The 26,685-nt window shown below is 40.3% G+C and carries 20 protein-coding genes and 1 tRNA gene; 8 read left to right on the plus strand and 13 right to left on the minus strand.

All coding sequences use genetic code 11. The annotated features are described in order from the left end of the window. The first annotated feature begins 2 nt into the window (after window positions 1-2). Both N5852_RS08465 and N5852_RS08470 read left to right on the plus strand, forming a co-directional pair. Window positions 3-704 (plus strand): amino acid ABC transporter permease, encoded by a 702-nt coding sequence (locus tag N5852_RS08465; protein WP_262097379.1) that lies wholly within the window; start codon window positions 3-5, stop codon window positions 702-704. A gap of 36 nt (window positions 705-740) precedes the next feature. After that, window positions 741-1,475, plus strand: a complete 735-nt coding sequence (locus N5852_RS08470; protein ID WP_262099731.1) for an amino acid ABC transporter ATP-binding protein — start codon at window positions 741-743, stop codon at window positions 1,473-1,475. Window positions 1,476-1,670: 195 nt separating this feature from the next. Here N5852_RS08470 and N5852_RS08475 read toward each other — a convergent pair whose 3' ends face one another. The 4 genes from N5852_RS08475 to N5852_RS08490 all read right to left on the minus strand — a co-directional run bounded on the left by N5852_RS08475 (window position 1,671) and on the right by N5852_RS08490 (window position 6,147). Continuing rightward, the gene (locus N5852_RS08475) at window positions 1,671-2,693 is read right to left on the minus strand and encodes an LLM class flavin-dependent oxidoreductase (protein WP_262097380.1); all 1,023 of its coding nucleotides are present in this window, start codon (window positions 2,691-2,693) and stop codon (window positions 1,671-1,673) included. A 231-nt stretch (window positions 2,694-2,924) separates the two neighbouring features. Continuing rightward, window positions 2,925-3,500, minus strand: a complete 576-nt coding sequence (locus tag N5852_RS08480; RefSeq protein WP_410004258.1) for an O-methyltransferase — start codon at window positions 3,498-3,500, stop codon at window positions 2,925-2,927. Between the two features lie 109 nt (window positions 3,501-3,609). Beyond that, a complete protein-coding gene (locus N5852_RS08485; protein WP_262097382.1) occupies window positions 3,610-4,308 on the minus strand; it encodes a PadR family transcriptional regulator in 699 nt (232 codons plus the stop codon). A gap of 330 nt (window positions 4,309-4,638) precedes the next feature. Then, complete coding sequence (locus N5852_RS08490) at window positions 4,639-6,147, minus strand: acetaldehyde dehydrogenase ExaC (protein ID WP_262097383.1); 1,509 nt, start codon at window positions 6,145-6,147, stop codon at window positions 4,639-4,641. A gap of 739 nt (window positions 6,148-6,886) precedes the next feature. Here N5852_RS08490 and N5852_RS08495 point away from each other — a divergent pair. From N5852_RS08495 to N5852_RS08505, 3 genes are all read left to right on the plus strand, one after another. Then, entirely contained in the window at window positions 6,887-8,557 is a 1,671-nt protein-coding gene (locus N5852_RS08495; RefSeq protein WP_262097384.1) for a peptidoglycan L,D-endopeptidase MepK, read from the plus strand. Window positions 8,558-8,729: 172 nt separating this feature from the next. Beyond that, complete coding sequence (locus N5852_RS08500; protein WP_262097385.1) at window positions 8,730-11,216, plus strand: heavy metal translocating P-type ATPase; 2,487 nt, start codon at window positions 8,730-8,732, stop codon at window positions 11,214-11,216. A 125-nt stretch (window positions 11,217-11,341) separates the two neighbouring features. Beyond that, complete coding sequence (locus tag N5852_RS08505; RefSeq protein ID WP_262097386.1) at window positions 11,342-12,304, plus strand: COG2958 family protein; 963 nt, start codon at window positions 11,342-11,344, stop codon at window positions 12,302-12,304. A 12-nt stretch (window positions 12,305-12,316) separates the two neighbouring features. Here N5852_RS08505 and N5852_RS08510 read toward each other — a convergent pair whose 3' ends face one another. The 7 genes from N5852_RS08510 to panB form a co-directional block, all read right to left on the minus strand. Then, window positions 12,317-15,772: a chromosome segregation SMC family protein gene (locus N5852_RS08510; protein WP_262097387.1), complete on the minus strand. Its 3,456-nt coding sequence runs from the start codon at window positions 15,770-15,772 to the stop codon at window positions 12,317-12,319. Between the two features lie 146 nt (window positions 15,773-15,918). Next, window positions 15,919-16,779, minus strand: coding sequence for a VOC family protein (locus tag N5852_RS08515; RefSeq protein ID WP_262097388.1), 861 nt, complete (start codon window positions 16,777-16,779; stop codon window positions 15,919-15,921). 153 nt (window positions 16,780-16,932) lie between these two features. Further along, window positions 16,933-17,658, minus strand: coding sequence for a DsbA family protein (locus N5852_RS08520; RefSeq protein ID WP_262097389.1), 726 nt, complete (start codon window positions 17,656-17,658; stop codon window positions 16,933-16,935). A 290-nt stretch (window positions 17,659-17,948) separates the two neighbouring features. Beyond that, on the minus strand, window positions 17,949-18,455 hold the full coding sequence (locus tag N5852_RS08525; protein WP_262097390.1) for a DUF721 domain-containing protein: 507 nt from the start codon (window positions 18,453-18,455) through the stop codon (window positions 17,949-17,951). Window positions 18,456-18,695: 240 nt separating this feature from the next. Further along, window positions 18,696-18,770 (minus strand) — tRNA-Glu (locus tag N5852_RS08530). A 175-nt stretch (window positions 18,771-18,945) separates the two neighbouring features. Further along, the gene (locus tag N5852_RS08535; RefSeq protein WP_262097391.1) at window positions 18,946-19,764 is read right to left on the minus strand and encodes a TrmH family RNA methyltransferase; all 819 of its coding nucleotides are present in this window, start codon (window positions 19,762-19,764) and stop codon (window positions 18,946-18,948) included. Between the two features lie 100 nt (window positions 19,765-19,864). After that, window positions 19,865-20,674, minus strand: a complete 810-nt coding sequence (gene panB, locus N5852_RS08540; RefSeq protein ID WP_262097392.1) for a 3-methyl-2-oxobutanoate hydroxymethyltransferase — start codon at window positions 20,672-20,674, stop codon at window positions 19,865-19,867. A gap of 356 nt (window positions 20,675-21,030) precedes the next feature. Here panB and N5852_RS08545 point away from each other — a divergent pair, with 356 nt between their 5' ends. Both N5852_RS08545 and N5852_RS08550 read left to right on the plus strand, forming a co-directional pair. Next, window positions 21,031-22,005, plus strand: a complete 975-nt coding sequence (locus tag N5852_RS08545) for an SPFH domain-containing protein (RefSeq protein WP_262097393.1) — start codon at window positions 21,031-21,033, stop codon at window positions 22,003-22,005. 384 nt (window positions 22,006-22,389) lie between these two features. Then, complete coding sequence (locus N5852_RS08550; RefSeq protein WP_262097394.1) at window positions 22,390-22,851, plus strand: NfeD family protein; 462 nt, start codon at window positions 22,390-22,392, stop codon at window positions 22,849-22,851. 117 nt (window positions 22,852-22,968) lie between these two features. Here the strand turns inward: N5852_RS08550 and hemH are convergent, their stop codons facing one another. Continuing rightward, window positions 22,969-23,982 carry a ferrochelatase gene (gene hemH, locus N5852_RS08555; RefSeq protein ID WP_262099732.1) on the minus strand — a complete coding sequence of 338 codons (1,014 nt, stop codon included), beginning with the start codon at window positions 23,980-23,982 and terminating at the stop codon, window positions 22,969-22,971. 194 nt (window positions 23,983-24,176) lie between these two features. Continuing rightward, complete coding sequence (locus N5852_RS08560; protein WP_262097395.1) at window positions 24,177-24,554, minus strand: outer membrane lipoprotein Omp10; 378 nt, start codon at window positions 24,552-24,554, stop codon at window positions 24,177-24,179. A 592-nt stretch (window positions 24,555-25,146) separates the two neighbouring features. On the opposite strand from N5852_RS08560, the gene N5852_RS08565 reads away from it, so the two are divergent. Then, on the plus strand, window positions 25,147-26,511 hold the full coding sequence (locus N5852_RS08565; protein WP_262097396.1) for a sigma-54-dependent transcriptional regulator: 1,365 nt from the start codon (window positions 25,147-25,149) through the stop codon (window positions 26,509-26,511). The last annotated feature ends 174 nt before the right edge of the window (window positions 26,512-26,685 follow it).

Here is a 26,685-nt window from a genome sequence, read left to right on the forward strand (position 1 = left end):
ACATGAACTTTTTAGATTTCCTTCAAACAATAGGCATAAATCTTCATTTTGATTTTTCTTTCGTAAGCTGGGATTATGTAAAGGAATATCTCTTAGAAGGTTTTTATTTCAGTGTTGGAATGACTATTCTTGCAACCATATTAGGCGTAATTTTTGGCACGCTACTCGCTTTAGGTAGATTATCAAAAATTCCGGTACTTTCTCAAATCATTACATTTTATATTGTTGCGATGCGCTCACTTCCACTTATGTTAGTGATCTTGTGGTTTTTCCTTTTAATTCCATTAGTGACAGGGAAAGTGCTGGGTGTTTTCTTATCCGCTTTGATAACATTCTCAGCCTTTGAAGCCGCTTATTTTGCTGAAATTATGCGAGCCGGGATTCAGTCTATTCCGCGAGGACAGTTTCAGGCTGGAGAAGCTTTAGGCATGACTTATTGGCAAAGAATGAAAATTGTTGTCTTACCGCAAACTTTTCGAAATATGTTACCAATTTTATTAACTCAGGTAATTATTCTTTTTCAAGATACGTCACTTGTCTACGTCATCAGTGGTTTAGATCTTTTTAAAGGTTTTACTCAAGCCGCTAATAACAGCCATGCTAATGAAAACTACATTTTAGCTGGTGTAACATATTTTATTATTTGTTTTTCACTGTCTCTCTGTGTCAAACAACTACAAAAAAGAATTGCAATTATTCGCTAATTGAAGGAAAAAACAATGTCCTCTACTCATTCCCATATGATTGAGATGAAAGATGTCTCTAAATGGTACGGGCCATTCAACGTCTTAAAAGACTGCTCAATGAATATTGACAAAGGCGAGGTTGTGGTTGTTTGTGGGCCATCAGGCTCTGGTAAATCAACACTAATCAAAACCATTAATGCGCTAGAGCCATTTCAAAAAGGTGAGATTTGGATAAATGGCACTGCAGTTCATAGCAAGCAGACCGACCTACCAAAATTGCGTAGCCGAGTTGGTATGGTGTTCCAACATTTTGAGCTGTTTCCGCATTTGTCAGTTTTAGATAACCTTACCATTGCACAAATTAAGGTTTTAAAACGTAATAAAGTAGAAGCGGAAGAAAAAGCATTAAAATATCTTGATCGTGTTGGCTTGATCGAACATAAAAACAAGTTTCCTGGTCAACTTTCAGGCGGGCAACAGCAACGTGTTGCTATCGCACGTGCTTTGACCATGGACCCAATTGTTATGCTGTTTGATGAACCAACATCAGCATTAGATCCTGAAATGGTTGGTGAAGTGCTTGATGTTATGATCAGTCTTGCCAAAGAAGGCATGACCATGATCTGCGTTACCCATGAAATGGGTTTTGCCCGCAAGGTTTCAAACCGCGTTGTCTTTATGGATAAAGGCCAGATTTTAGAAGATTGCAGTAGTCAAGAATTTTTTGATGATGCAAGCGCAAGAACACCGCGTGCCCAAGACTTTTTATCAAAAATTCTTAATCATTAAACTTTGATGCCGCTATTGCCTTTTTAACCAAAACGCCGCTTATGAAATATTTCATAAGCGGTGTTTTATCTTTATATAACAAGATAGCTTTTAGTCATAGTCTAACCAAAATTTTTGACTGCTTAAATAACTTGCTTTAAAAGTGCTATTTTTTTGATGGTACAATAGAATAGCACTCTATCTCATTACAAAAAATTATCGCCAGCCAAGTTCTGGTGCAATATAGCGCAAGATAGATTCAATCACATGGGCATTATATGCAACCCCCAATTGATTGGGAATGGTCAGCAATAAGGTATCAGCTTCCTTAATCGCTTCATCTTGCGCCAATTGCTTAATAAGTGCTTCTGGCTCATCAGCATAGCTTCTACCAAAGACAGCGCGAGTGCTTTCACCAAGATAACCAAACCTATCGCTATCATCGCGCGTACGGCCAAAATAAAGCCGATCTTCATCACTAACCAATGGGAAAATGCTACGGCATACCGACACGCGCGGTGCAAAACCATGTCCAGCCTCTGCCCATGCAGCCTTATAGGTGCGTATTTGCTCAGCCTGCTGAACATGAAATGCCTTACCATTTTCATCATCTTTCAAGGTAGAGCTTTGTAAATTAAAGCCCATTTTTGCCGCCCAAATAGCCGTTTTATTGGAACCTGCTCCCCACCAGATGCGGCGTTTTAAACCATCGGAATGTGGTTCTAACCGCAATAATCCGGGGGGATTTGGAAACATTGGCTGCGGATTGGGCTTTGCAAAACCAACCCCATCAAGCAAGTTGAAAAATTCCACACCATGGCGGCGCCCCATATCGGCATCGCTTTCGCCTTCACGCGGTTGATAGCCAAAATAACGCCAGCCATCAATGACTTGCTCTGGTGATCCCCGGCTAAGACCAAGCTGCAAACGACCACCAGAAATAAGATCAGCAGCACTGGCATCTTCCACCATGTAATGGGGATTTTCATAGCGCATATCAATAACCGCTGTACCTATCTCGATACGCGATGTTTTAGCAGCAATTGCACTTAAGAGTGGAAATGGTGATCCTAATTGCTGTGCAAAATGATGAACACGTGAATATGCCCCGTCAGCACCAATCTCCTCAGCTGCAACGGCTAGGTCTATAGTTTGTAGCAAAACGTCAGAAGCATTGCGTGTACCCGAATGTGAATCATCGCGCCAATGGCCAAAGGATAAAAAACCAATTTTTTTCATATTATATACTCCTAAAGAGCATAGGCTCTTGTTGACTATAGAATAATGGCGCTAATACTTAGAAACAAGAGCGTTAACATCGGAAAACTCCCGACAGATTGTTCACAAAACAGCAACAATCATCAAATTCATAACAAATAACTCTAAATAAAAAAAATCCAGCAATAACCGCACGCGAGCCGTTTATTGCTGGATTAACATTAACTAAAAACACTAAAGAAAAGCTACAATCTACAAAAGCGATTTATACACACTTACCTCAATGCCTGTACCGAAAGGCAATAACAGGCTTGTTAGATCAGCTTTTTGTTTTAATGCGGCACTGTAGCGAGCAATTTCTTCGCCACCTGGCTTAATCATATTATCAGCGACAATGATGGCACTGTCGTTTAATTTTGGATAAAAAAGATCAAGACATGGTGTATATAGATCTTTCCAGAGGTCTAAAAAGACAAAATCAAATTTATCATCTGTCTTTTCTAAAAAATCAAGCGCATCAGTCACCCGATAATCGACATAGGCATCAAGTCCTGCCTTCACAGCCATTTCTTTTGCATATTGCGATTTATAATCATGATATTCCAATGTGGTGACCTTGCCCCCAGTTGCCCTTGCCGCATCGGCAAGCCAAAGGGTTGAATAGCCAAAAGATGTACCAATTTCTAAAATATTGGGGTTGCGCAAACTACGGATCATAATATTAAGCAACTGACCAGTTTGTGGGCCAATAGCCCTCATTCTTTGGTCTTGCCCGCCATCGCGCCCCCCAATAATTTCGCGTTTCATTTCCTGTCGCTCTAGTCGCATACGATCATGATATTGGTCTAACACTGCAGTTAATTGCAAGTCAGGATTGACCACAGAAAAATCCTGTGTTGATCGCTCATTATTGCTTTTGCCAGATGCTAAATTTTCATTATTCATCATGCTCTCCTGCGGTGATTGGAAATTCTATTTCAATACGCGTAATGGTTTCGTTGACAATCTGCAAAATTTTTGCTGATACGTCTTCATCTCCCTGATGGCGAATTTTGGATTTAACCACATGCCGCAAGCGATCTAAAGCCTCGCGCAATTGCGGATTACCGCGCCTTGTCTTTGATCCTTCATCTTCTTTAAAAGTGCGAATGAGCAGTTCATCAGCCAATTGACGATTTGCTTGCAAAAATGCGCTACCTTCACTGGTTAAGCTATATTGCTTTTTACCATTTTCAGCCACGGCAATTTCAGTATACCCCATGTCTTCCGTCCACGCTAAAGTCGGATACATAACGCCCGGACTTGGGACATATTGCCCAGCAAAACGCTCCTCAATTTGGCGCATTAATTCATAACCATGAGCTGACTTTTCACCTATCATAGCCAACAATAATATACGCAATTCACCATAATCAAAAAGACGGTTACGACGATGACCTTCGCCACGAGGCCTGCCACCCCGATAACCACCTTTATGGTGATCACCTTGATGATGACCACTTCTAGGTTGTCCGCGTTCCCCACGGCGCTCCGCGCCTCGCCCGCCACGTCTCTCGTGGCGACTATAGCTCTCCTCATTCAACTCTTGCTCAACAGATTTATGTTCATATTCTAAATTAGATTGATCGTTATTCATTTCTACCTCGATATTATTTGATTGTTATTTTATGGATAGAACGACTTATGGTTTTCGTTCAGATTTTATTTTCCATAAAGCAGATATATTACGATATATAACTAAAATCAAGATATATATCGTAATTTTTTGTTACAAATAATTTAAGCTAATAAAAGCCTTTAAATCAAAATACAAAAAATATGCCACAACCCATTATTTTAAAATAAAAAACGCGACTTATAAAAATAAGCCGCGCTCTAATAGAATCTAGATTTTCTAGCAAATCAGACATATTTAGATATGGCAGTGCATCGTCGAATTAATGCAACACGTCAACCTTACCCAACATTAAAAGAAACCCTGCGGATTAACCGAATAGCTTACCAAAATATTTTTTGTTTGCTGATAAGCTTCAAGGGTCGTCTTATACATTTCACGGCCAATACCAGATTTTTTATATCCACCAAAAGCAGAATGGGCCGGATAGACGTGATAACAATTTGTCCATACACGACCAGCTTGTATTTTACGACCAAAACGGTAAACTTTATTGACATCACGTGTCCAAATACCCGACCCCAAACCATACATAGAGTCATTGGCTATCGCTAATGCTTCTTCATCGGTTTTAAAAGTTGCAACCGCTAATACAGGGCCGAAAATTTCCTCTTGAAAAATGCGCATCGTATTGGTGCCCTTAAACACCGTTGGCTCAATATAACAGCCTTTGGCAAGATCGCCATCCAAAGATGATTTTTGCCCACCAATCAGCAATTGCGCACCTTCTTGCTTGCCGATGTCGATATAGCGCAAAATCTTATCCATTTGTTCTTGCGAAGCTTGGGCACCTATCATAGTTTGCGGATCAAGCGGATTGCCGCGTTTTATATCAGCAACCCGTTTTAATGCCCGCTCCATAAAGCGGTCATAAATACTTTCGTGGATAAGGGCACGGCTTGGACAAGTGCAAACCTCACCTTGGTTTAAGGCAAACATCACCAATCCTTCAATCGCCTTATCGATAAAGGAATCTTCAAAATCCATAATATCGCCAAAGAAAATATTGGGCGATTTACCACCAAGCTCCAAGGTTACCGGTATGATATTTGCAGCTGCGGCTTCCATAATCTTCCGCCCCGTGCCTGTTTCACCCGTAAAAGCAATTTTAGCAATACGTGGGCTGGTAGAAAGTGCCGCCCCCGCCTCTTCACCAAAGCCGTTGACAATATTAATCACCCCGGCAGGCAATAGATCAGCAATTAATTCCATCACATATAAAATAGATGCTGGTGTTTGTTCTGCAGGTTTTAAGACAATGCAATTGCCTGCTGCTAAGGCTGGCGCCAACTTCCATGCCGCCATAAGGATAGGAAAATTCCACGGAATAATTTGCCCAACAACACCAAGCGGCTCATGAAAATGATAGGCAACAGTATCATCATCAATTTGCGAAATGCCACCTTCTTGGGCGCGCAATAGACCAGCGAAATAGCGGAAATGATCAACGGATAACGGAATGTCAGCAGCCATAGTTTCGCGTATGGGCTTGCCATTATCGAAAGTTTCAGCAATTGCTATTTTTTCTAAATTTTGCTCAATGCGATCAGCTATGCGCAATAGCACCATGCTGCGTTCAGTAGGGCTTGTCGTCCCCCATTTTTCTTTTGCTGAATGCGCCGCATCAAGCGCCGCCTCAACATCTACGGCCTGTGAGCGCGGCACTTCACATAATAACTTACCATCTACCGGTGAATGATTATCAAAATATCGGCCATCTTTTGGCGCAACCCATTGCCCACCAATGAAATTTTCATAACGCATTTTAAAAGGTGATATCGGATATGTCGTAGTATTCATATTAACTCCTCCCAAGGGTCGATAAACGACAAAAAAAACCAACAGCTTAAAGGCAAATACAAAAATTGTAGTATCCAATTAAACTATGATTTAAAATTCCAAAACTCTCAACTCCCATACATGTAAGACATTTTATCGCTAAGCATTTAACTACTTTGCCAACTATCTCATCATGTCCCGTTTGATGATAGGTCCGCTCGTTAATACGGTCAAGACTTTTGAAAAACGAGCTTTATAATACCTGAAAAAACCGCAATTTTTTACTTCATAGCCCTAACTATTAAACGCCTTTTTTGATAAAAATGCGCGCGGCTAAATGCCGCTTTTCGATGTAAAAATTAGCCCAACTCTTAAATATTGACGATTACAATTACTTTGCCGGCATATTTACGCCAACTAATTTTTATCATTAAAATCAGTTAAATATCGACTTATACACAAAGCGAAAACCTATAAAATTTAGACTAAGAATCAAAAAACATTGAAAAATTCTAATTTTTGTGTATTTTTCCCACAGTCTAGCGCTATTTTTTATAAAGTAACAAATATTGAACACTGTGTTATTTTTATCATGTTATAGTAATTAATGCCCGCAGTGAAAGCACCTATTAACCATTCACTGCAATAATAGGTTAGCAATTAGGGCAAGGCATCGTTTGGCACGTTATGCTACACGACAACAAGGCTGGGATAAATGTTTAGCAAAGCTCATAAAAAAACACATAATAAGGCGGTTTTTATGTTTAAAAATATCCTCGCGATTATTATTGCTTCTTGTGGATTTTTATTATCAATTCAAGCTGCAAACAGTGAAACCAGATCCTTGAAGCTTTATTACATCCACACCCATGAAAAAGCTGAAATCGTTTTTAAGAAAAATGGTAAATATGTTGATAGTGGCCTTAGGCAGCTAAATGTATTTCTACGCGATTGGCGGCGTAATGAGCCAACAAAAATGGATCCACGCCTTTTTGATTTGATTTGGCAGGTATATAAGCTTAGCGGTTCGCGTGATTATATTCATGTTGTGTCGGCCTATCGCTCCCCTACAACGAACAATATGCTGCGCTCGCGTTCAGCTTCTAGTGGTGTTGCCAAGAACAGCCAACACACTTTAGGGCGCGCTATGGATTTTTATATTCCTGATGCCAATTTATCAAAATTGCGTCAGATTGGTCTAAAACAAGAAGTTGGCGGCGTTGGTTATTATCCAAGATCTGGCTCGCCATTTGTGCATATGGATGTCGGCAATGTGCGCCACTGGCCGCGTATGAGCCGTAGTGAACTTATGGCATTGTTTCCAGATGGTAAAACCATTCACGTTCCAAGCGATGGCAAGCCATTAGCGCGCTATCAACAAGCCATGGCAGAATATAATGCACGTAAAGGCCGCCCTGCCCAAACAGTTATTGTAAAAGATGAAGGCAGCTCAGGCGGTGGTTTATTTGCCAAGCTTTTTGGCGGCAAAAAGAAAGATCCAGCTCCGCAAAAGCAGACTGTTGTAGCTTCCCGCCCTCAAAATCTGCGCCCACAGGCACCACAAATTATCCCACAAGAGGTTGAACAAGAAGCAATTGACGATATGATTGATTTGCCAGAAGGTGGTCAAGCGCCAATTCCTTTAGCCTCCCCTGCGCGTACACAAGAAATACCGACACCTAACACACCAAATGATAACATAGCTGCACCCCAAGATAGCGTTAATGATCTCATCGCTAATTCAAATTCGATTCCAGTGCCCGGCTTCAAGCCAGGTGATATTCCTGTTTTGGCGGTTGCTGCGCAGCCTAATGCCAACAGCAACAATCAAGCGGTTAGTGCGGTAAATGATGCAATTGGCGACACAATTAATGCGCATATGGCTCAACCAAACACGTTAACGCCTTCCGACGATACGATGACAGCCTATAATATTCCGATCCCAACCATGCGCCACCAATCGCCGGAAATCGCTCAAAAAGGTGATCAGATAGCCGCTGCCATTGCTAGAACAAGCGCAAATCAACCAAAGTTGGAACCAACGGCAAATAAGGCTCCTATTCGCGCCGATGAAGTCAACAGCATTATTAATGGTAATAGTGAGCTTATTCCACTACCAGATGAAGATTATGCTGATGGATATAATGGCTCAACACAAACAGCTAATACTGGCCAAAAGTCTGCCATTGATAATAGCCTATCAGTCGCATCTGTAACTCCAAATAAAAACACCAGCAGAGCACCAAGCACTAATCCTCAAACTGTAGAACAGCTAATCAGTAGTGATGATAAGGGGGCTGCCCAAGAGCTTCACAAGATTCCCGCTTTGGTATTTGCCGCAGGCCTAAAGAAAGAAAAAGCCCAGCTGCAAAATGCAAAATTAACTGGACGTGCTATCAACTTTCAGGCCATAGCTCGTATTAACAACTAAAACTACTATGTATTTTATTGAATTTATTAGACTTAACGGATCAGATTTTTATCTGGTCCGTTTTATTTTTGCTTGACCCTACTTAATAATAAAACCAGATTTTTATAAAATCCCCCTTGACCTTCCCATGATAGCAAGCCCTATCTTATAACTAAGATGAAAGGGATATATCATGTCTGAAATAAAATCAGGCTCTTTACAGCAGCAAAATACATCAGGGCAATTTACCACCAATCTTCCGATAGATGGCATGACTTGCGCAAGTTGCGTGCGCCACGTTGAAAAGGCAATTAGCAAATTGCCAGATATTGATGAAGTGAGTGTAAACCTTGCCACCAATATGGCGACAGTCAAATCGCACCAAAAACCTGATATTGCTGCAATCAAGAATGCTGTCGAAAAGGCTGGCTACAATATAGACGAAAAAACACTGGACTTTGATATTGAAGGCATGACCTGCGCAAGCTGTGTGCGCCATGTCGAAAAAGCCTTTAAAAATACCGCTGGTGTTCGTGATGCAAGCGTAAACCTTGCAACAAACCGCGCCCATATTATCTATATCGGTGACGACAACGCGATCACATCTATGGAAAAGGCCGTAGAAAAAGCAGGCTATAAGGCAACCCCAATATCAGACAAAACACCGCCAATCGACCGACAAGAAGTTGAATCAAAAAGCCTTTGGCGATCATTTATTATTGCCATTGCATTAACATTGCCTGTTTTTATCGTTGAAATGGGTGGCCATATGGTGCCGCCATTTCATCATTGGCTATTGATGACTTTTGGTGAAATGCCAATTCGGCTATTTCAATTTCTATTAACAACCCTTGTGGTTTTTGGCCCGGGTTTACGTTTCTTTAAAGCTGGCATTCCTGCGCTTTTACGCGGTGTCCCCAATATGAATTCATTGGTTGCAGTTGGTTCGTTTACGGCATGGGGCTATTCAACCCTTGCAACCTTTGCTGGTCAAATATTGCCAGATGGCGCAAACCACGTTTATTTTGAAGCCGCCGCAGTTATTGTTACCCTTATTCTTCTTGGCCGTTGGCTTGAGGCAGGGGCACGTGGACGCACCAGCCAAGCCATTCGCGCTTTGGCTGGGTTAAAACCAAAAACAGCACGGATTGATGTTGATGGCACGCCTAAAGACATTGCACTTGAAGATGTGGCCATCGGCGATCATGTTATTATTCGCCCGGGTGAAAAGCTACCCGTTGATGGCGTGATTATTGCTGGCTCATCGCATATTGATGAGTCAATGATGACGGGGGAACCGATTGCCGTTGCTAAGAATATTGGTGACCAAGTATTTGGTAGCACAGTGAATGGTCAAGGCACCCTTACCTATCGCGCGGAAAAAGTTGGCGCAGATATGCTTATTTCGCAAATTCAAAAAATGGTTGAAGATGCGCAAAGTTCAAAACTACCTATTCAAGCCATGGTTGATAAAGTGACAGCCATCTTCGTGCCAGCCGTTTTTGCAGCGGCTTTTTGCACCTTTTTAATTTGGCTATATATTGGCGGCACCAGCCATTTAAGCCAAGCGATTGTTGCCGCAGTATCTGTTCTTATTATTGCTTGTCCCTGTGCAATGGGCTTAGCCACGCCAACGTCTATCATGGTTGGCACAGGACGCGGCGCACGCCTTGGTGTCTTATTTCGTAAGGGCGATGCGTTGCAATCTTTAAACGAAACAAAATTGGTAGCTTTTGATAAAACTGGAACTTTAACCCTTGGTAAGCCAGAACTCATTTACTTTGAAACTGCAGAGCCTTTTAATCAAAACGAAATTCTTGCGATGGTTGCCTCAATCGAAGCAAAATCAGAGCATCCACTTGGTAAAGCTATTATTGATGCTGCGCAGCAAAAAAAATTATCGCTTTTAAAGGTTGATGAATTTGCTTCAAAAGCCGGCTATGGATTAAGCGGCACTGTCGAGGGCAAAAATATAGCCATTGGCAATGCTCACTATATGGAAACTTTAGCCGTGGATATTGAAGCTTTTTCTCAGCTTTCACAAAGCTATGGTAAGGAAGGCATGACCCCATTTTATGCAGCAATAGATGGCAAGATTGCCGCAATATTTGGTGTTGCTGATCCAATTAAACCACGCGCTATTGAAACAATTAATGCCTTGAACCGCATTAATATTGATGTTGCAATGATAACAGGTGATAACCGCCTTACAGCGCAAGCAATTGGTCAAAAGCTTAATATTAAGCATATTGAAGCCGAAGTTTTGCCTGAAGGCAAATTGGATGCCGTCAAACACCTGCAAGAAAAAGCCAAGAAAGTTGCCTTTGTTGGCGATGGCATCAATGATGCACCTGCCCTTGCAACTGCCGATACGGGCATTGCTATCGGCACGGGCACCGATGTAGCAATTGAAAGTGCGGATGTAGTTTTAATGTCTGGTGATCCGGCAGGTGTAATCAATGCCATTGCTTTATCACGCGCAACAATAAAAAATATTAAGGAAAATCTATTTTGGGCCTTTATTTATAATATTGCCCTTATTCCAATTGCTGCTGGCATATTATACCCAATATGGGGAATTTTATTATCGCCAATGTTGGCTGCAGGTGCCATGGCATTATCGAGCATATTTGTTTTAACCAATGCATTACGGCTTAAAAGCTTTAAACCGGTCATTTAATCATTATTTATCTTTAAAATAGAGGCGCAATGCCTCTATTTTACAATATGTGTTTATAACCAACTTACTGTAATTGACAATTGCCGCAAGATTATCCGAAATTAACAACGTCAAGGGGATATATCATGGCATTGCATTTAGTTGATAAAGTCGCAGAATTTTTAACAAATAATCCAAATCAAAAATTTACTGCACGTGAAATTGCTCAATGGATTTACGATACTTATCCAAACGAATGTAAAGTAAAACAGAAAAATTCAAAAGCACTCAAAATGCCATTGGATACTCCTGAGGCTTTAATTCAGCAACTCATAAAAGAAATTGGAGCAAGACGCCATCCTATCGAACAACAAGATATTAAACTTACTGAGGGTCGGCCACGCAAATACTATTTTACTCACGATAGTGAAACTGCAGAGGTTACCGAAGCCGAAACCCTGACAATTCCAATTACCATACAAAATAATAAATCAACGACGCCAACAGGCGAACATGCGCTTTACCCATTATTAGCAGATTATTTAACCCAAGAATTTGGCATCTATAGTAAACGCATAGATGAAAAGCGTTCTTCTAACAAACGCGGCCCCAATGGTAACAAGTGGCTTTATCCAGACTTGGTTGCCATGGAAAATCTCAGCAAAGACCGGAATCAAGAAATCAAAAATTGCGTTAAAGAATATTTTGACAAGAAAACACGGCTTTGGTCATTTGAAGTCAAAATACTTATCAATAGTTCTAATGTTCGTGAGGTGTTTTTTCAAACGGTTAGCAATTCCTCATGGGCAAATTTTGCCTATCTTGTTACTAACGAAATTAATAGTGATGCCCTTAAAGAAATAAGAATATTATCTGGCGTTCATGGTATTGGTCTTATTGTGCTTAACATTAAAAATGGCGACGATATTAGTGAAAGCCAAGTTTTAATACCAGCGCGCGAAAAAAGTGACGTGGACTGGAACAGTGCTAACCGACTTGCTGAAGAAAACAAGGATTTTTTAGAATTTATTAAACAAGTGAGGCACTTTTACCAAACTGGCGATATCATTAAAAATAATTGGTTTAAGGAGCAGATTTTATTTGATTAATTCGTTAACGGTTTAAACGTCTCGGAGTGTTTCAGCTGTGCGCAAATCAACCGATACCAATTGCGATACGCCCTGCTCGCCCATCGTCACACCAAAGAGTCGATCCATGCGCGCCATGGTGATTGGGTTATGGGTAATAATAACAAAGCGTGTATCGGTTAATTTTGTCATTTCATCCATGAGGTTGCAGTAACGCTCGACATTATGGTCATCCAATGGCGCATCAATTTCATCAAGCACACAAATGGGCGCAGGATTAGTTAAAAACACCGCAAAGATTAGTGCCATTGCCGTCAATGCCTGTTCACCGCCCGATAACAGCGTCATGGTTTGCGGTTTTTTACCAGGGGGACGCGCTAAAATTTCAAGCCCTGCATCCAATGGATCATCAGACTCTATCAGTTGCAATTCAGCTGTACCACCACCAAATAAATGGGTAAATAATCTTCGAAACTCGCTATTCACCTTAGTAAAAGCTGCAAGCAGGCGTTCTCGCCCTTCACGATTTAGGGCATGAATGGCTTGACGTAATTTTTTTACAGCTTCAATCACATCATCCCGTTCTACCGTCATTGAAGCATAACGTTCTTGTAATTCGCTACTTTCTTCCTCTGCCCGCAGATTAACGGCACCCAAGCGCTCGCGCTCAATACGGGCACGATCGAGGTCACGCTCTAAGTCAGCAATATCTGGCATTGTATCAGACAGGTTAAAGCCAGCCATTTTTAGCGTTTCTATCGGCTCAACATTTAGGGCTTCGAAAATACGTGTTTCAATATCTTTACGCCGGTCAATCGCGGCATTGAAACGCTCTTCATTACGGGCGCGTTCCTCCCGCGCATGAGAAAGGGCTTGAATGGCATTGGTTGCCTGAAGATCCAATCGATTTTGAGTATTTTCAGCAAGTGCCAAAGCGTCACTAACCGACTTTACCTCATCTTCCGCTTTAGCAATTAGCTGAAATAATCTATCACGCTTCTCGTCAAAATCATCCGGTGCGCTTGCAAGGTCTTCCATTTCCATCATGGCTTCACTCACACGCTCTTGCAAATCTGTAAATTGCTGATTGCTAGCGCTTAAACGCGCTTGCCAAGTTTTTCGTTCTGGTGCAATAGCTTCTAAGCGCCGTTGTCTTTGGAAATTATCCCTTTGCCAAGTTTCAAGGCTAGACCGCATCTGCGCAAGCATTGCCCTCTCACTTTGCAAAAGCGCTTGAAGGGCAGCGATTTTAGCATCCAATTCATCAAGTGGTGCTAGTTCTTCCAGCTTAATTGCCGTCTCTTCATTTAAAATAGCATTTTCTTCAAGTTCTAGTTCAAGGCGTTGATAATTTTCCTGCAAATGGTTTAAGCGGCTAAGACGCGCATTAAGGCTAAGTTCAAGCTCTTTTAACGCTGACTGCTTTTGGCTATGGCTATCTCGCATTTGGCGTAAACTGGCGCGACAATCTTTTTCAAGGCTTAATAATTCTTGCAATTGCTGATAAGCAATTGCTTCATCGCTTTTTGCACGCTCTGCTTGCTGTTGGCGCTCTAAAATAAACTCCTGCACTTCAGCAAGCCTATTTTTTTGTGCTAAGCGTTGCGCACTAGCTGTCGGTGCATCTGCCTTAGCAACCAAACCATCCCAACGCCAACATGCCCCTTCACGGCTTACTAAAACTTGACCTAATTGCAAATCTTTTTGCAAGCTATCACCATCATCTGCTTTAACTAAGCCGATTTGCTTTAAGCGGCGCAGCATATTATCAGGCGCTTTAATATAATCCGCAAGAGGTTCACAGCCAATTGGCAATTGCGGATCCGTACCAATAAACTTTAAATCCCGCCAAAATAGCAAAGCATCTTCATCAAGGGCAGCTTGCAAATCATCACCAAGCGCTGCGCCCAATGCTGCCTCATAGCCTTTTTCAACACTCAAATGCTCAACAACAGTATCCCCGCCATTTAATGAAGATGCAGCAATAATTTGTTCAAGCGTTCTTGCTTCGGCCTCAAACCCGCTTAACTGCCGCTTTAATTCATCATGATTTTTGCGGCACTGATCATAATTATTTCTCTTTATTCCTATTTCTTCTTCAATTTGCGGCAATTGCTCTTCAAGACTATTTAACTGTTCAAGGATCGCTTCTAACGCCTCGTTTAATTCATCTGCTTGCTTTTGACCTTCAGTCTCTTTTTCCAAAGCTGCAATAGCATTTGCTAAGGCTTGCAAGTCTTGGTTTAATTTATCACGGCGGCGACCAAGATCAGATAATAGACGTTGCAATTGCTGCTCACCTGCATTTAACTCGGCACGCTCAGTATTAAGATTAGCAAGATCCGCCTCTTTGTTTTGAGTAATTTGTTGTAAATCTTCATATTGGATGCGTAGTTCTTCTCCCTCCGCACCTCCATCACTTTGAATATCTTTTAGCTCTTGCTCTTCACTATCAAGGCGGCTGATAAACTGCTTATATTCGCCAATTAGCCCTTCTTCGCGTGTAACGTCACGTTGTAATTGCTCTATGCGCCGCATTAACTCTGATTGACGATGGAGGCTTCTTGATTTTTCATCTTCCAGCGCCTGCACTTCTAACGTAATGCGTTGGTGGCCTGCCCTTGCCTTGGCCATATTATCACGCAATGGCGCTAGAAGAGTTTTATTTTCCGCCTGCTCGCGTGCGAAACGCATTTGCGCTTCCGCTTCTGAGCCAACTTTTAAGGTTGCCTTGGTTAAAGCCGCTTCCATTTCAGCTTCTTGGCTTTTAGCTTGTGACCAACGCAAATAAAATAAGCCTGCCTCTAATTGCCTAATCTCGGCTGACAGTGTTTTAAAACGATTGGCTTGCCGGGCTTGTCGCTTTAAGCTTTCAATACGACTACTTACATCAGCAACCACATCATCAATCCGCTCAAGATTGGTTTCTGCTGCACGTAGGCGCAATTCGGCCTCATGACGGCGGCTATGAAGCCCGGAAATACCAGCCGCCTCTTCCAACAAAGCACGCCGCGCTTGCGGCTTAGCTTGGATAAGCTCACCAACGCGCCCTTGCCCCACCATTGACGGAGAACGCGCGCCAGTGGATTGATCCGCAAACAGCAATTGCACATCTTTTGCGCGCACTTCTTTGCCATTTACTCGATAGGTAGAGCCTGCACCGCGTTCAATACGGCGCGAAACCTGCAACTCATCAGCGTCATTAAAACCGCTTGGTGCGCTATGATCGCGATTATCAAGATATAACGTAACTTCTGCAAAATTTCTTGGGGGGCGGGTATTATTACCTGAAAAAATAACATCATCCATGCCAGAGGCACGCATATTCTTATAGGAATTTTCACCCATAACCCAGCGCAGCGCTTCGACGAGATTAGATTTGCCACAACCGTTCGGGCCAACAACACCTGTTAGCCCGCCCTCGATGAAAAATTCCATCGGCTCGACAAATGATTTAAATCCCACCAGTCGCAGCTTGCTAAACTGCATATAGCGCACCCACCATGCTTATCCTACTTAAGTGTATCCTGCTTGTTTTATATTATAGCTGCTACACTATTTATCAGTAAAATGTAACTGAAATAATGGGGATTACTGGCTGTTAACCGTAAAACTAACCGAACTATAAACACATATTACGCGACAAATTCCAAAATTGCACCATTAGCATATTGCGGATCAATATATATTGTTTGATGGGACGTTTCATGCCAAGCAATATTTTGCGCTTCCAATAGCTGCTTTACCTTGCCAAGATTATTAACCACAACGGAAAAACCTGCATAGGCTTCATGCGGCAAGTCATCAAAATTAATATGACCAAAAATACGGTTTAACTCATGGGGCGGGAAAATAAATAATTGCGCGGAGTTTTCTCCTGTTACAAGTTTAAAACCATCACCGTCTTGCGTTATACTACCATTAGCAAATAAAGCCGCATAGGCCTTTGCAGTATGATGTGGATCTTTGGATGCAATATAAATTGTTCCAAGCGCCTTTGCGCCATTTTCATGTTGCATCAAATCAGCTTGCCAAACGGTGTGTCTTGTTTTTTGCTCACACAAAAAGAAAATACCATTAGGAACATGTTTGGCGTCAATCGTTACTGTTTCAAAAGCCGCAATATCTTCCTCGCCATTGGGCATAATAACCGGCCTTGAAAAGCTTTGCACATCGCCAACATCAATACCAAGCGCGATTAAAGCATCGTGAGCGCGTTTTGCGCTGTCTATACGTCCAACAACGGCGTGCAAGCCCTCGCCTTGCTTAGCAAGCTTTACCCGTTGAAGATCACTTAATGGTGTTTCACTCACCACACCCAAAAGCTCAAAATAATCGTGACTTAGCATAATTGTATAATTGGCAGTCCCCATATGACTAGAGTGTAAACCACGTGGACTTAACGTAAAGCCAAGTTTTTTATAATCCTGTGCAGCCTTTTCGAGATCATTTACAAGAAGATAACAATGATCAATACCTTTTACCGGATGTGTCATACTCAAAAACCCTTTAAAACAAGATTATGATACCTCATGCATATATAGCGCATGAATGTTTTTAGTAAAATAAAAATCCCGCTATAAACAGTATTATAGCGGGATTTCAAATATTATATTAAATTCCGTGTTAGCAGTATGTAAACGCTTATATTATTGAGCGTCACTCTTTGGTGCATCACTTACACCAAGTTCTTTAAGTTTTGCATCAATTAAAGCAGACATCTCGGCGAAAGACTTAGTTCCCTGCACAGGATCACCATTAATGAAGAATGTTGGTGTTGCTCTCACACCGAATTCCTCTAAACCACGCTTTAAGTTAGCGCGCAAAGCATCATACATTTTTTGATCGGTTACGCATGCCTTAAATTTATCATCATCAATACCAGCAAGCTTGGCAAGCTGCTTAAGTGGTGTTTCAGCATCTGGTACAAATGCCCATTCAGCCTGCTTTTCAAACAATAATTGAATAAATGGGAAGTAGCGATCTTCAGGCACACAGCGTGCTAACATAAAACCTACCGCTGCACGATCATCGCCTGCAAATTCACGAAATACGATACGTACCTTGCCAGTATTGATATATTTTTCGCGAATTTGTGGCAAAGTATTTACAACAAAATCGGCACAATGACTGCAAGTTAATGACGCATATTCAACGATGGTTATTGGGGCGTTTTCATCACCCTCAACCATGTCCTTTATCTGGCCAGGTCTTAACAACTCTTCAGCAGCAACATGAGCTAAAGGTTTTAGCTGCTGCAATTGCTGTTGTGGCGTTGCATTTTGTGCAAAAGCAAAACCACTTACACTCCCCAAAAAGATCGCTGTTGCAGCTGCAAGTGAAGCGAAATATTTTTTCTTGTTAATGATGGCCATATGACTTTCCTTTAATTATCCTCAAAGCATGCAGGCATTAAGGATCCAAATTTTGTAAAACGCAATTTAACTTGCTTGCATAAAGCGTCAAGCACTAGTTGATAAACTTACTGTCAATTAGGAAATGACAATAAAAAGCCATCAACCCAATCTGTATTTGTACTAAAGACTAACCTTAGCAGTTTTAATCATTGTGTCACATGCTATTTTATTAAAAAAATTTAACTGAATATGTTACACAATATATCGAAACCTTAATGAAATTAAACCTAGCTAACAATTCATTGTGACTATTTTGAGTTAGCATCCTTTGATAAGATGTGGCAGCCAAGCTCAGTAAGGCATTTGCGCAACCTATCTGAGTCAATATCGGCAGTATTTTTTTCCACTTGCGCGATGCAAGCCTTATCTATAATTTTAGGTGAATGCTGCTTCTTTTTAAAAGACGACACCGGCTTTTGTTCAATCTTCAAACGATCAATAGCATGGAACCCAAAGAAAACATTGACCTTTTGGACAATTTCCATACTTTGGTGTTGAATAGACATAGCGGAAAAACCTTCACATGCCACCAATAGCGTTGCAGGTTCATAAGAATCATATTGGGAAACGCGCCGGCGCCAATTAATTTTTAGAGGTAGGCAATTATTTGCAATATCATCACCAACAATTTGCGACCAAGCCTCAATAAGCTCGATGCCTATGCCTGCCCTTTTACGCAATAATGGATCAATCAGAGGTGATGTTGTATCGGCAAGCGGTGTAAAACCAAACTTTTTATGTTTGTCGGGCTGCACTTTTAAATCACCTTACTGCTTTATATTAAATTTCAAAAAAACACATTACACTTTTATTATTCATTATAAATAACAGCAAATATAGAAGTTGATATTTTATATCATAGCTTAAAAAATAAGGGAATAATTTAACTTCAGATACAAATTAGAAACCAAATTGCACGAAAATCAAAAGTGGCAATAATCATAAAATAACTTATTAGAATCCAACAAAAACTCAATAAAAAATAGAGAGTAAAGTGGTACGCCCAAGGGGAATCGAACCCCTGTTTCCGCCGTGAAAGGGCGGCGTCCTAACCGCTAGACGATGGGCGCCCATGCAGTGATTGCGCTTATAAACACAGATTTTAAAAACCGCAAGCCGTATTTTAGAAAAAAATCATTTTTTTTTACAAAATGTGGATATCTTTTTCAAATTTGCAAAAATCTCACTCTACAGCACTCACTTTCAATTTGCTGTTTTTTCAAAAAAGACACTAAACATATCATTTTAAAAAATTCGCTCAGGCACAGCAAAATGCGATAAAGCTATGGCAGCAGCAGTTGCGACATTGAGGCTATCAAAATCTGCAGCCATTGGTATTCTTAAAGTTTTAAATTGTTGCAATATTTGGTGCGGTAGCCCTTCGCCTTCCGTGCCAAAAAGCAAAGCGGTGCGTTTTGCCGGCTGGCTATCCAATAATTTTTGTTGAGAGGATGGGCTAAAAGCAAATACCTCAAAACCAGCATTTTGCACTTTATCAATGATGTTAAAAATATTATCACTTTTAATATGCGGTATTTTAAGCGCTGCGCCAACCGATACTCGAATGGCCTTACGATAAAGCGGATCGCAACAGGTTTCATCCAAAATAACGCCATCAGCTGCAAATGCCGCGCTATTTCTAAAAATGCCACCAATATTATCGTGGTTAGAAATACCACATAAAAGCACCAATAGTGCTTGCGGAGGTAAATCGTCCAGAAATTCATCCAATGTAGCTGGGCGTTTTCGCTGGCCGATTGCCAAAATACCGCGATGAAGGTGAAAACCAGCAATTGCGTCAATGACATCTTGGCTCGCCACATAGATTGGACAATGAGCCGCTTTACCTTCTAATAAAGGTAAAAGCCCATTTAAACGATTTTGCGCAATAAGAATCGATTGCGCTTCAAAGATTGTAGAATTTAGCAAAACATTCAATACAACCCTTCCCTCCGCAATAAAAAGATCATTGCGGCCGACAAGATCCTTCTCTTTGACATTCATGTAGTCAGCAATACGCACATCATCAGCATTTTCAATTATAATCGGATTTATTGTGGTCATTTATATAATTCTTTGGAAATGAAACGGTAAAATAATTTGCTAAATTCTATAGCAATGGCGCAACTGCACATCATTACGATAGAATTTATTATGTCAGCGTTTATTTATATATTTCGTCTTCATTGGGAAAAGAACGCGTTTTTACATCTTCCGCATATTGGGAAAATGCCTTATCCATCGCCTGTTGAAAATTTGCATATTGGCGAACAAATTTAGCTTTGTGATTGCTCATGCCAAGCATATCTTCCATCACTAATACCTGCCCGTCACACGCATTAGACGCACCAATACCAATTGTTGGAATTGTAACCATCTTGGTTATTTTATTAGCCAATGGCTCAACCACGCCTTCAATAACAACCGCAAAGGCACCAGCTTCTTCAATGGCTTTGGCATCCGTTTCAATAGCTTGCCAGCTTTCTTCGCTGCGCCCTTGTGTTTTAAAGCCGCCAAAGGTGTTAAAAGATTGCGGAGTTAAACCAATGTGGCCCATTACAGGAATGCCACGCTCAGTTAAAAATTTTACGGTTGCAGCCTGCCTAACACCGCCTTCAAGCTTAACACCGCCACAGCCCGTTTCCTGCATGATACGCGCCGCATTGCGAAAAGCCTGTTCTGGTGATTCTTCATAAGAACCAAAAGGCATATCAATAACCACCATAGCCTTTTGCGTACCACGCATGACAGCTTGACCATGCGCGATCATCATCTCAAGTGTGACCGGAATTGTGGATGGTAAACCATGTACCACCATGCCAACACTATCACCTACCAGCAGGAAGTCGCAATATTGGTCAGCAATCTGTGCCATAAAAACGTGATAAGCGGTCAAGGACACAATAGGTGTCTGCCCCTTTTGTGCTTGAATTTGTGGTGCAGTTTTACGGCGAATGGCGATGGGTTTGCTCATAACGGAGCCCTTTATGCGATGATAACTTAAAATGCGAATAGATATTTATGCCAAACCATATTTTAACCCAATAGGCAAATCGACAAAGATAAAATCTTCAACACGCCTTTACTGATATTGCGATTTTATCAATTTCAACAATCTAATTTGGCTGAAAATATAGTATTAAAACCAGGTTTTTAGTTAACAAAGGCCTTTTGATCAAAATTTTAGTTAATATATTATTAAAAAGCCTATTTTTTGCTTTTTTATATCGGTAAAATATGAACTTATAGGCGCACTTATAACAATGCTTAATAATAGTTTTAAAAACAACATTATAAGCGTTAACCAATTAACTTAGAAAGAAATGTATCATGGCATTACAAGGAATGGGCATCGCCCTTATTATCTTAGCTGCCCTTATCATTCTTACCTTATTCAAAGGTATTAAAACGGTACCGCAGGGCTATAATTATACGGTCGAGCGTTTTGGTCGTTATACACGAACAATGGCACCCGGCCTTAATCTTATTGTGCCATTCATTGACAGTGTGGGTGCAAAGATTTCCATCATGGAACAAGTTCTTGATATTCCAACGCAGGAAGTTATCACCAAAGACAATGCATCGGTATCGGTTGATGCTATTGCCTTCTATCAAGTACTGAATGCCGCACAAGCTGCCTATCAGGTATCTGATCTTGAATATGCAATTATCAACTTAACCATGACCAATATTCGTACTGTTGTTGGTTCTATGGATCTTGATGAGCTTTTATCCAACCGTAACATCATCAATGACCGTCTATTACAAGTCGTTGATGTTGCAGCTCATCCATGGGGCTTAAAAATGACCCGTGTGGAAATTAAAGATATTCAACCACCACGCGATTTGACCGAAGCGATGAATCGCCAAATGAAGGCAGAGCGCGATAAACGTGCGCAAGTTCTTGAAGCAGAAGGTGACAGAAATGCCAATATTCTGCGCGCTGAAGGCTTGAAGCAAGCACAAATTTTGGAAGCTGAAGGTAAAAGAGAAGCTGCATATCGTGAAGCTGAGGCACGTGAACGTTTGGCTGAAGCAGAAGCAAAGGCAACCGAAGCTGTATCTAAGGCTATTGCTGACGGCGACGTGCAAGCGATCAACTATTTCGTAGCGCAAAAATATACCGAAGCTTTAGGCAAAATTGGCTCTGCCAATAACAATAAAATTGTGTTGATGCCATTTGAAGCATCATCGCTTATTGGTTCTCTTGGTGGCATCGGCGCCATCGCCAAAGAAGTATTTGGCAGCGATTCAAAACCATCTACCAAGCCAGTACAACGGCGCACGGGTTTTGATAACGAATAGGCGCAAGTTGATCATTCACGATTATTGATCATTAACAATTATAGTCTGCAATTTCTTAATTTTCATTTGCAGACTATATAAATTATATCAATTGTTTTTGCTTACGGTTTTTACAAAAATCAAATGCGCTTATAAAGTTAAGGTGACATTCAATCGAGCCGTATTCTCACCCTATTCTTTTCTAACTTGTAAGAAATTTTTAAATTATTTCACCCAATATCAAATTTTACACTTTATCTTGGCTTAAATGCCAATATATATTATATTTTATATTGAGATTGCATTTTTTCTTTTGGCTACAATATAAGATAAAAAGCAATTTAAAACATGATTTTACTTCATCATATTTGAAGTTGTTCTAAAATATGCAAATGGATAGGCTGAATGTTAGACTTTTTGGAAATGCTTGGTTATTGGTGCTGGCTTATTGTAGGCTTTATATTGCTGGTTTTGGAGCTGTTTGTCGCTGGCGTCTATCTTATGTGGTTTGGCTTAGCTGCAATTGCTACAGCAATTGTTGTTTGGCTGTTAGAAGGTCATTTTCCAATTTTTGCAATGTGGCAAACACAGCTTTTCATATTTATTATTTTTTCAGTAATCACCGTATTAATTGGTGTTAAGCTCAACCAAAAAAGCAAAATGACCGATGCACCATTTTTAAATAACCGCACTGAAGAATTGATCGGTTATATCTCCACCTTAGAAGAACCAATTATTAACGGCAAAGGTCGGTTGAGAATTGGCGATTCCTTATGGAATATTGTAGGGCCAGATCTGCCGTCAGACACAACGGTTCGCATAAAATCTTATCAAAATGGATTTTTTGAAGTTGAGAGCGTTAATTAAACTAAGATTTTAGATCAGAAGCAAAACCCCATAATTTGTATTATGGGGTTTTTATTTTATGCTATAAAATATAGAACTTGCTTTTTTAAATGCGTTCCAACGTAATTTGGTTTTTTCCTATTTTACCCAACCAGACAACTCTTGGCGAACCAGCGATTCAATAACCTTCATGCCCAAATCACTCGCATTAAGACATGGAATATGCGAAAAATTAATCCCACCATTTTCATGAAAACTTTCGGCTGCTTCGTGGCCGATTTCATCAACAGTTTCAAGACAATCCGCCACAAAACCTGGATTAAAAACCGCAATTGATTTAATACCTTTAGCTGGCAATTCATCTATAGTTTTATCGCTATAGGGCTGCAACCATTCTTCAGGCCCAAATCGTGACTGGAAGGTCATTAGCAGTTTATCCTCACCCAAACCCATTCTTTGCCGTAAAGCATTGGTTGTTTTTGCGCAATCTTGCGGATAAATATCACCGCGTTTTGCGTAGCTTTGTGGAATCCCGTGATAAGAAGCGATCAGAACATCTGGCGTAAAATCAAGAGTTGCCAAATGGTTGTCAATGGATTGCGCCAAAGCATCGATATAAATAGGATTGTCGGGATAAGGCGGCACTGTACGAATAGCTGGCTGCACACGTTTGGTCTTTAACGCATCAAAAAATGCATCATTAACTGTTGCCGTTGTGGTTGCTGAATATTGCGGATAAAGCGGAAACAGTGTAATTTTGTCACAACCCTGCTGCTGTAGCTTAGCCGTCACCTCGCTTATAGATGGCTGTCCATAACGCATCGCCCAATCGACGATGATAGTATTGTCATTGTTAAGATCGTGTAATTGCTCAGCCAATCTTTCCGCTTGCAAGCGCGTATAGTGGCGTAATGGCGATTCGTTAGTTTCCTTAAACCAAACACGATCATAGGCTGCACCAGATTTTTTAGGCCGAACACTCAAAACAATAGCCTGCAAGATAGGCTGCCAAATGATGCTCGGCCATTCGATCACACGTTTATCCGATAAAAACTGCGAAAGATATTTACGCATATTCCAATAATCTGTTCCATTTGGCGTTCCTAAGTTAACAAGAAGAACACCTATTTTTGACTTAGGCACTGGCTGCATCATATTGAAACTTTCATCATTTTATAAAAGGTTTAAATAACATATTTCGTTTAAATAGGTAATTTTTCTCAAGTTTTAAGAGGAGTCCTAGAATTTGTCAAAAATATAAAAACCCTGCATTCAACGATGTTAATGCAGGGCAAAACAAAACAAAAATGATTGAATAAATCCAGTTAAAACAATATCAAAGCCGATTATTGCCTTGCAAGGGTAAAATGAGATCCAGATTCAGTGGTGCATAATAATCTGCTATTCCCAGATAAAGAACAATTGACACGTGACACTGTGCCACGCACCAATGAGCGCATTTCAAGAGAAACCAACTCTGGTGATGTCATAGCATAATTACCTTCCGATAATTTCTCCTGTGTATCAACCGAGCGTGTTTCGAAAATACCGTTGTGAAATGTAGAAAAAGCGACACCTTCAGAATCAATCCATTGCCCCTCAATACCGCGATTAACCTGTGGCTGCACAATAGGATTAATTGGCCCTGTCACTTCTGGTGCAATACACCCGCTAAGGGCAAGGCCGATTACTGCAGTTGAAACGAGGGATAAAAAAAACTTCATTTTTAACTCCAAACCCATTTGGGCAATTATGATGGATAAAATAACTATTCCCAGTTTGGGCTAAAATAATGGATTGCATTTTTTAGAAGAAGCATTTTAAGCAATGGTTCAACCTTATAGTGCAATTTCCATCATAATTTTTCAAAGCGTTTATTTTACCGTTTATCATCTTCATAAAATTAACATTTCTTTATTAAATAAAACTGTTTTTTTTCAAAGCAATGGAAACTTTAAAAAATACGTTAAAAAAGTGTTAACTGTTGCAATTATTCATCAATAGCCAAATATAAGCAAATTTGAATATATAACTGTTTTTCTGCTAAATACCATATACAATCCATATATATACGTTTACCAAAAGCGTTAGCATTTTACCACTCAGTCTAAAACAGCACTGGAAATTGATAAAGGTTAAACCATATTAGCTATATAAGCATATGCCCCTAATTTATACGGCAATTAGACTACTTTTTGCATGCCCGTTTTCTTTCTATACGGATAGGTATGTAAAAATTTTGAGAATTGATGTGATCCAAAATGCAACTAATTTATCTACTGACCGTTATACTGGTAACTAGGAGTATTAAATATAATGGTTAGTACAGTTTTAGTTGCTATGGAAGATTTAAGCCGTAGGCAACGCATATCCAAGTTGCTGATTAATCAAGGTTATCGCATAATCGAGGCTAGTAGTGGCTATCATACATTAGACCTACTTCGTCGGCGTCCTAATATTATTTTAGCACTGTTGGACTTACAAATGTCTGACATTAATGGTTTAAATTTTATTGATACTTTGCGCACAGCCGGTATTCGCTCGCCTATTGTTATCGTTTCAGCTAAAGACGATAGCAAAGAGTTGGTGCGCGCTCTTGAATCAGGCGCGAATGATTTTATAATTGACCCATTTTCAGATATTCGTTTGATGGTAACTATCAAAAACACCATGCAGAGAACCGCAATTGAACGCGAGATAAAAAGCATGCACAGGTGTTTTGAGGGAAACTTGCACTTTTCTGACTTAGTTGTGAATAGCCTTGCTATGCAAACAACTATAATGGTAGCCAAAGATATAGTCGAACATGAACATAATGTTTTAATAACAGGTGAACAAGGCACTGGACGAAACAGTATCGCAACGATCATGCATCGAGAAGCTGGCAATGATAGTTCCACTTTGCGTAGTATTCAATGTCGCTATACCTTAAATCATGAAGAATATGCTGAGGAGTGGCAACGCAATGTGCAAAGATCGCTTAGTGATTTTTCGCAAGGCACTTTGCTTTTTATCAATATAGAAAGCCTCAATCAAAAAAACCAACAATTTTTATATGATAGTTTACTTGCGTTAAATGTTGAGAACAACCGTAATATTCGTTTGATTGCGACTGCAACACCTGAATTAAATGAAATTTTCAATGATGGTCATTTTAATAAAAAGCTTTATAAACTATTTGCAGAACGGCAATTATCTATTCCTCCGCTTAGAAATAGGCGCGAAGACATAGTTGATATTGCAAAAAATCTATTAGTCCATATTATTACTGAGACAGGCTATTCACATGTTTCGGGGCTGTCTAATTCTGCAGTTAATTTTTTATCACAATATGATTGGCCAGATAATATATTAGAATTGGATAGGATATTATTTCGCGCCATCCTTATGAGCTCTGGACCACTTTTATCTATAACTGATTTTCCACAGCTCGTAAAAGGCGAAGTTACCGAGCCGGAAATAAAGGAAAAAAGCAATAATTCGGGAGTTGAAGATTTTATTTTTGATAAAACCGGCCATGTTGTTTCTCTTGATACTTTAGAACGGGTCGTCATTCAAGCTGCGATGACCCGATATCATGGGCGTATCAGTGAGGTTGCTCGGCGCTTAAAAATCGGTCGATCGACCCTTTATCGTAAGCTGGTAGAACTCGAGATTGAGACTGAAAAAAACGATATGTAAAATATTGCCAGTTTTAAAATGGTAATAATAATTTTGGTCTAAAACCGCTCCCGATATTAATTGATAAGCATCGGGGGCGCGTTGGATTGTATTTTGATATAATAGTACTTGCAAACACACTGCATCTGTAATGTTGTTAATTTTACTATAAAAATTGCGTAAATTCACAAAAAT

It is taken from the genome of Bartonella sp. HY328 (assembly GCF_025449335.1).
GTDB lineage: Bacteria > Pseudomonadota > Alphaproteobacteria > Rhizobiales > Rhizobiaceae > HY038.